Annotated in this window: 3 protein-coding genes; 1 reads left to right on the plus strand and 2 read right to left on the minus strand. The window is 44.8% G+C overall.

Annotation, left to right across the window (positions count from 1 at the left end):
- Window positions 1–332: 332 nt before the first annotated feature.
- Both V7K60_RS19415 and V7K60_RS19420 read right to left on the minus strand, forming a co-directional pair.
- On the minus strand, window positions 333–3,686 hold the full coding sequence (locus tag V7K60_RS19415) for an efflux RND transporter permease subunit (RefSeq protein WP_334927450.1): 3,354 nt from the start codon (window positions 3,684–3,686) through the stop codon (window positions 333–335).
- Between the two features lie 247 nt (window positions 3,687–3,933).
- The gene (locus V7K60_RS19420) at window positions 3,934–5,580 is read right to left on the minus strand and encodes a mechanosensitive ion channel family protein (RefSeq protein WP_334927452.1); all 1,647 of its coding nucleotides are present in this window, start codon (window positions 5,578–5,580) and stop codon (window positions 3,934–3,936) included.
- 392 nt (window positions 5,581–5,972) lie between these two features.
- On the opposite strand from V7K60_RS19420, the gene ahcY reads away from it, so the two are divergent.
- A complete protein-coding gene (ahcY, locus tag V7K60_RS19425) occupies window positions 5,973–7,250 on the plus strand; it encodes an adenosylhomocysteinase (RefSeq protein WP_334927454.1) in 1,278 nt (425 codons plus the stop codon).
- The last annotated feature ends 226 nt before the right edge of the window (window positions 7,251–7,476 follow it).

Below are 7,476 nucleotides of genomic sequence, written 5' to 3' on the forward strand. Positions count from 1 at the left end.
GTACTTAATTTCTATTCGACTAATTTTTTTAGCAAGCAGGAAATTACAGAAAATGTTATCAGAGTTAGAGGATGTTGTGGATAAGCTGATACGCTTTTAACCTGTATAATTCAACAAAAAGGCAAGGGGCAGGGGGAAATGACCCCTTCCTGCTGCCAGGAATCAGAGCGGAACATTAGTCTGAGTCCCCTTTATGTTTTGTCCCCCTGCTCCCTGCTCCTTTGCCTCTTTTTCAAATTGTTAGAAAGATACAGGGATGACGAGGAGTCCCCTAACACTGGCCAGCAAGCTCAAGTTAGTCTGCACTTTGCTAGGAGACTTAAGGGCAAAAGTTAGGTTAGCCCATCCTGCTGAGACCTAAGTTGCGTCTCTGGCTGACTTGAACCAGCAGGTAGAGCTTCATGTCTAGGTTCGGAAGTTCCATTTGGAGAATCTGGAGGTTTTGAACCTCCCGATCCCTTCCGAGGTAATATAGCCTGAGCCAAGCTCTTAACCAAAATATACAAAATTGGCACTAAGAATAAACTCAAGAACGTCGAAAGCATCAACCCCCCAAATAGCGCTGTTCCTAAAGACCAACGGCTGCTGGCTCCAGCCCCTTGAGAGATTACCAAGGGTAAAAATCCTAACAGCGCTGCAAAGGAAGTCATTAAGATCGGTCGCAGACGTTCTTGCCCCGCTTTCACCGCCGCCCGCGTGTAGCTCATGCCCTGCTCATGCAGCTGATTGGCAAATTCTACGACTAGAATTGCGTTTTTCGCAGCTAGACCAATCAAAGTCACCAAACCTACCTGGCAATAGATATCATCCACCACTTTCGGGAAGAGGCTACCTACCATGAAAATATTCGATCGTAGCCAAAGGGCTGTCATCGCTCCCAAGACTGCTAGAGGAACCGTCAGCAAAATAATGATCGGGTCAATGTAGCTTTCATACTGAGCCGATAGCACCAGAAAGACAATCACGATCGCTAAGGCAAAAATCAAGCCCGTAGCTCCCCCAGATGTCTTCTCTTGGAGATAAGTCCCTGTCCACTCATAACCAAATCCTTGAGGTAAGTTTTCTGCTGCAATTTGCTCCATCGCTTTAATTGCCTGTCCAGAACTAGCACCGGGAGCAGGAGCGCCCTGTACTTTGATTGACCTGTACAAGTTGTAATGGGAGATGGTTTTTGGCCCCACAAAGGGAGTAATTTTCACCAAACTGCTCAACGGAATCATCGCACCATTTGCAGAGCGAACATACAGCTTGCCAATATCATCTGGATTAGAGCGGAACACCCCATCTGCTTGGACATATACTCGATACTGTCGCTGTCCCTGCACAAAGTCATTCACATATTGCGACCCCAAGTAACTTTGCAAAGTCCCAAAGATATCGTTGAGTTCGACGTTGAGAGCTTTGGCTTGGTTGCGGTTTACCTGAATGTCAAATTGGGGAGTGTCTGCGGTGAACTGAGTGAAGACTCGTTGTAAAACAGGATTTTTATTTGCCACCCCAATCAATTTTTGAGCATTCTCAATTAGCGTTTCAATCGGCGCACTTCCGGTTTTGTCTTGAATGATAAACTCAAAACCACCCGTAGTACTTAATCCTCTAACTGGAGGAGCATTCACAGCGATCGCTCTAGCATCTGTAATTGCAGAGAGCTTTTTGTTCATCCTCTGAAGTATTCCATAGACAGACTCAGATTCTTTAACTCTCTCTTTCCAGGGTTTCAGGTTAGCAAAGGCAATGCCTAAATTAGAAGCATTGCCATCGAAACCAAACCCACTGATCATAAAACTAGCTTGAACTTCGGGAAGCGATGTGACTTCTTTGGCAACCCGCTCCATAACAGATTCAGTGTATTTCAAAGAAACCCCGTCAGGCCCCTGGACAATTACAAAGAAGTAACCCTGATCTTCCTCTGGAATAAATCCGGTAGGTACTGCTCTGTACATCAAAACCGTTGCGACTAAACCAGTAATGAAAACCCCAATTACAATCGGCTTGACATGGGTAAGGTAGCTAACAAACCCGACATATCGGCGCGTGAACCAGCCAAATCCCCGATTAAACTGCCTAAAGAACCAACCTAAAGGGCCCCGTGGAGTCTGAGCTGGACGCATGAGGATGGCTGCCATACTCGGAGAGAAGGTTAAGGCATTGAAAGTCGAGATGCCAATGGAGCAAGCAACCGTTAACGCAAATTGTTTGTAGACAATCCCAGTAGTGCCCGGAATGAATGCAACTGGAATGAATACCGCCATGAGTACAAGTGAAGTGGCAATGATTGCCCCAGTTAACTCCTTCATGGCTTCAACAGCGGCCTCAAAGGGCCTCATGCCCTCCTCTAGTTTGACTGCAACTGCCTCGACCACAATAATCGCATCATCGACGACGATCCCGATCGCCAGAACGAAACCAAATAAGGTCAGTGTATTAATCTGAAATCCTAAAACTAACAGAGCCGCACACGTCCCAATCAGGGAAACGGGGATCGCAACAGTAGGAATGATCGTGGTACGCCAGTCTTGCAAAAAGACAAAAATTACCAAGACCACCAGGACAATCGCCTCAACCAGAGTGTGCAGAACTTCTTCTAAAGAAATTTCTACAAATGGAGTGGTATCAAATGCCACCTGTGCTTTTAGTCCAGGTGGAAAATTCTTCTCTAATATTTTGATCTGGTTTTCAACAGCATGAGCAACGTTCAGGGCATTACTACCCGGAAGTTGATATATACCCAAACCCACAGCTGGCTTGGGAGCATTTCCTGGGATGGTGAATTTGGCATCAGCAAGATAGCTCTCTGCTCCTAATTCAACTCGACCGATGTCTCTGACCTTAACTAGGGTACTATTAGTCATGCTATTAGTCGTGCTATTAGTCGTGCTATTAGTCGTGCTATTAGTCGTGCTATTAGTGCCACCTCGACTCACCTTCAACACCATATCTTCAAATTCAGCCGCATCTTTAAATCGACTGGTTGCCCGTAAAGCAAATTCAAAGCTTTGATTATCTGGTGCTGGTTCCTTACCAATCGCCCCTGCACCCACCTGAATATTTTGTTCTTGCAGGGCAGTTGTCACATCTTGAGGAGTTAGTTGATGTTGGGCAAGCTTGTTGGGATCAAGCCAAAGACGCATGGCATATTTGCGCTCCCCAAAAATCGTGGCTTTTCCCACACCAGGAAGCCGTTTGATCTGATCGAAAATATACAGATCGACATAGTTACTGATAAAAATGTTGTCATACTCATTATTTTCTGAGTAAAACCCATAGACGAGAAGCAGACTGCTCGATGCCGTTTCAACAGTGACACCTGTTCGTTGAACTGTATCTGGCAGTTGAGGATCGGCAAGTGCTTGTTTATTTTGAACGTTTACTTGAGCAATATCGCTATTGACATTAGTTGGAAAGGAGACAGTTATATTGCTAAAACCATCATTCCCGGTATTAGAAGATATATAAGATACATCTTTAACACCATTAATTTGTCGCTCAATAATGTTGGTGACAGTGCTTTCTGTTGTTTGAGCATCTGCACCAATATTGTTGGAGCTAACGGTGATTTGCACTGGGGCGAGGTCTGGTAGCTGAGAAATCGGAAGGATCGGAATACAGATGCTTCCCAGCAGCAAGATGATGAACGTACAGACCGTCGTCAGGACTGGACGTTTGATGAAGGTATTGACAAACATAAATCAGTGAAAGTTCAATACTCGTTAGTGAGATAGTAGCTTTTTATTAATATAAGAATTTATTAAGGTTTAGTGTTGGCGATCGCACAAGATTGGGGATTGGATACAAGAGGCAGAGAGGCAAAAGCGCAGAGGGGCAGAGGGGAAAAACTTACTGGCAACTATCTCCCCTGCTCCCTGCTCCTCTGCTAGGAGAAGTCACGGTTGGGTCTAATCAACTGAAAAATGCGGTAATGAATCTAAATTTCTAATTAGTTTTGCCATTCTCCTGAGAACTTAAGAACTGCTCGTCATTGACCCAAATTGCTTGTTGAGGCACAGAGATGGAAATTCCGGCTTCATCTAGGGCAACTTTCAGGCGGCGGCGAAGTTCCCGTGCGACATCCCATTGTTTGAGGGGCTGTGTTTTAATCCAGACACGAATAACCAAACCGCGATCGCCAAATTGATCTATTCCCAAAACTTGCGGCGGTTCCAAAATTTGACTCTGCCATTGCATTTCTTGATTCATCTGATCAGCAATAGTTGCAATCAACTTCAAAGCCTCTTCTGTATCGGCTTGGTAGGCGATGGGAATTGTTAAATCGGCTCGTGACCAACGACTAGAAAGATTGGCAACAACTTTAATTTCACCATTGGGAATTGTGATCAAGCGTCCTTCAGAATCGCGCAGTTGGGTCATCCGCAGATTCAGATTTTCTACTAAGCCTCCTACGTCTCCCACATTAATCACATCGCCTAAAGCATACTGGTCTTCTAAAATGATCAAGAAACCGTTAATCGCATCTTTAATTAAGTTTTGCGACGCCAAAGACAATGCAACACCAACTAAACTGGCACCCGCTAGTAAGGGAACGATATCTATCCCTAAGGATACTAGCGCTAGCAAGAAGCCCACTCCTACCCAGATAACAGTAGTGATACTTTTAGTTACACCAGAAAATGTGGAAACTCGCAGTTGCAGCCGTTCAGAACTTTCTGGGGTGAGGAAAGCACCACTGCTGATTAAAGTGGAGGCGAAGCGGTCAATTAGGGCGTAGGTCAAACGAATTGTTACATAGGTTGCCAGGCATACGACACCTAATCGCAAAGGAAATTGGGCAGCTATGAGAATTGCTACCTGAAAACCTCGTGTATAGGGAAATAGACCCAAAATAAAGAAGCTTCCACCTCCCCAAATTCCGGCTTGACCAAGCTCAAATAATCGTTTCTTGGCTTCTTTAAGATGTTGCTGTTGTCGTTGATTTAGTTGTGTTGTAATTGCTTGATCTGCTGGTTTTGGGTAGTTGAAGAGTTCCCTTTGCGGTTGGGAGGCAATGGAGCGTTCTAAATCCTTTTGGGAACGCCGCTGCCAGCCATACAGCCCCAAACTGATAATCACCATTGCTACTCCGGTACCAGCAGCAATTTTACCTTGGTCGATTAGAAATGGAGTTTGTCTTTCTTGCTTTGCTTGTTGCAAGTCTTCTTCTAACGATTCTTTGACTTGATTTGCCGATGTCGATACATCTACCTGTCGCAGTCCCGCATCCTCAGAAGTAACAGTCATTAGATATTGACCGTTGACATAAATTACTGGTAATTCGTTGACTTTGCGAACTTCTACCTTGACTGCTGTATTTGCTGGTGATTGAAAGTAATTTTGGCCAATTTTCTCCAACTTCTTTTGAATATCTTCTGAACGTTCAGGAAAATTGGTTCTTGTTGCCGCTATTTGAAATAACCGACGACCATCTAAATAAATCCAGCCCGAAACAACTCTGTTATCCGAATCATTACTCACACTGCTGGGAGCTTGCAGTTGCGGTACAAAAGGAATCTGGGCTGTGGCTTTTGGCACAGATACAACGCCTATGGCCATTGAACTGGCGATCGCCAAAAATTGAAAACGCACTCAAACACCTCCTTAAATCAAATCTACTAGTGACTACTTCTATAACTATCCTCCGCAATTATTTTGGGTAAATGTACCTATCTAAAGTTGGGGTTTTCTCTTTAGACGATGAAATTTTGAGATTTTTTTGTTTGCCCTCTGTCTTTGGACAGATGACAAGATATTGAAAATCAGCAAATAAGGCTGAGAAGAGTCTTACTCTTACCAAAGATAAAACAAAAAGGAAGAAGCTGAGGAGGAAGTTGACATTCTGCCGATCAAACGTCAAGCTAGTCCTGAGGACTATTCACTAGTGATTTGCTTTCATACAAGCAAAAATCGCCAGTAGTAGAATAACCTAGTAGAGTGCGTAAACTTTACGTAGCCTTTTTAATTTTTTGAGGTAACTTTTGATGACCGCAACTTCTCCCCGATTAAAGCACGAGGTTAAAGACCTCGGCCTAGCTGCCTTGGGAAGACAGCGCATTGAATGGGCTGGACGCGAAATGCCAGTTTTGCGGCAAATTCGTGATCGCTTTGCTATCGAAAAGCCCTTCGCTGGTTTACGCCTTGTAGCTTGCGCCCACATTACAACAGAAACAGCACATTTGGCGATCGCTCTGAAAGCCGGTGGTGCAGACGCGCTTTTAATTGCTAGCAATCCCTTATCAACGCAAGATGACGTAGCCGCTAACCTCGTCGTCGATCATGAAATTCCCGTCTTTGCTCAAAAAGGCGAAGATAACGAAACTTATAACCGCCACGTTCAAATAGCTTTAGATCATCGCCCCAACATTATTGTTGATGACGGTAGCGATGTGGTTGCAACTTTGGTACAGCAACGCCAACACCAAATTGCTGATTTGATTGGTAGCACCGAAGAAACCACCACTGGTATTGTACGGTTACGTGCCATGTTTAGAGAAGGCGTACTCACCTTCCCCGCAGTTAACGTTAACGATGCTGATACCAAGCACTTCTTTGATAATCGCTATGGTACTGGGCAATCAACCCTAGATGGGATTATCCGCGCCACAAATGTTTTGTTGGCTGGTAAAAACATTGTCGTCGTCGGTTATGGCTGGTGTGGTAAAGGTACAGCCCTCCGCGCCCGTGGGATGGGTGCTAACGTCATCGTCACCGAAATCGACCCCATCAAGGCAATTGAAGCCGTAATGGATGGCTTCCGCGTCCTCCCAATGGCTGAAGCTGCACCCCAAGGTGATATTTTTGTCACTGTGACTGGTAACAAGCACGTCGTTCGTGGCGAACACTTCGATGTCATGAAAGATGGTGCGATCGTTTGTAACTCCGGTCACTTTGACTTGGAACTTGATTTGAAATACTTGGCTGCACAAGCTAAGGAAATCAAAGAAGTTCGTCCTTTCACCGAAGAGTATAAGTTGAAAAATGGTAAATCAGTTGTCGTTCTCGGACAAGGACGCTTGATTAACCTAGCTGCGGCTGAAGGACACCCCAGCGCGGTAATGGATATGAGTTTTGCCAACCAAGCTTTGGCTTGTGAATTCCTGGTGAAGAATAAAGGTAAGTTGGAACCTGGTTTGCACTCAATTCCTGTTGAAGTCGATCAAGAAATTGCTCGGTTGAAATTGCAAGCTATTGGTATCACGATTGATAGCCTAACACCCGATCAAATTGAGTACATCAATTCTTGGACTTCAGGAACTTGATACATTGATTAATTAATTGATTTTTTAGGGATAGGCTTTAGGCTTATCCCTTTTTTTTGGGTTTCGTGCTGTGCATACTGCAAGCAGAATCCGCAATGTAAATGCCAAGAGCGCAAAGTGCGATAGCTTACTTAAACAGGACTTACGCAACTGTCACAAGCGAGGGCGCGGCGCAGCCGTGCCAAGCGCCAAACAACTAGACAATAAACATAGGAATATCCGGACG

Source organism: Nostoc sp. (assembly GCF_036917555.1).
Lineage (GTDB): Bacteria > Cyanobacteriota > Cyanobacteriia > Cyanobacteriales > Nostocaceae > Nostoc.

What these genes read in the sequence shown, in the direction of transcription:
- ahcY (WP_334927454.1), top strand. Translation starts at nt 5,973, where the DNA reads ATGACCGCAACTTCTCCCCGATTAAAGCACGAGGTTAAAGACCTCGGC.
- V7K60_RS19415 (WP_334927450.1), bottom strand. Translation starts at nt 3,686, where the DNA reads ATGTTTGTCAATACCTTCATCAAACGTCCAGTCCTGACGACGGTCTGT.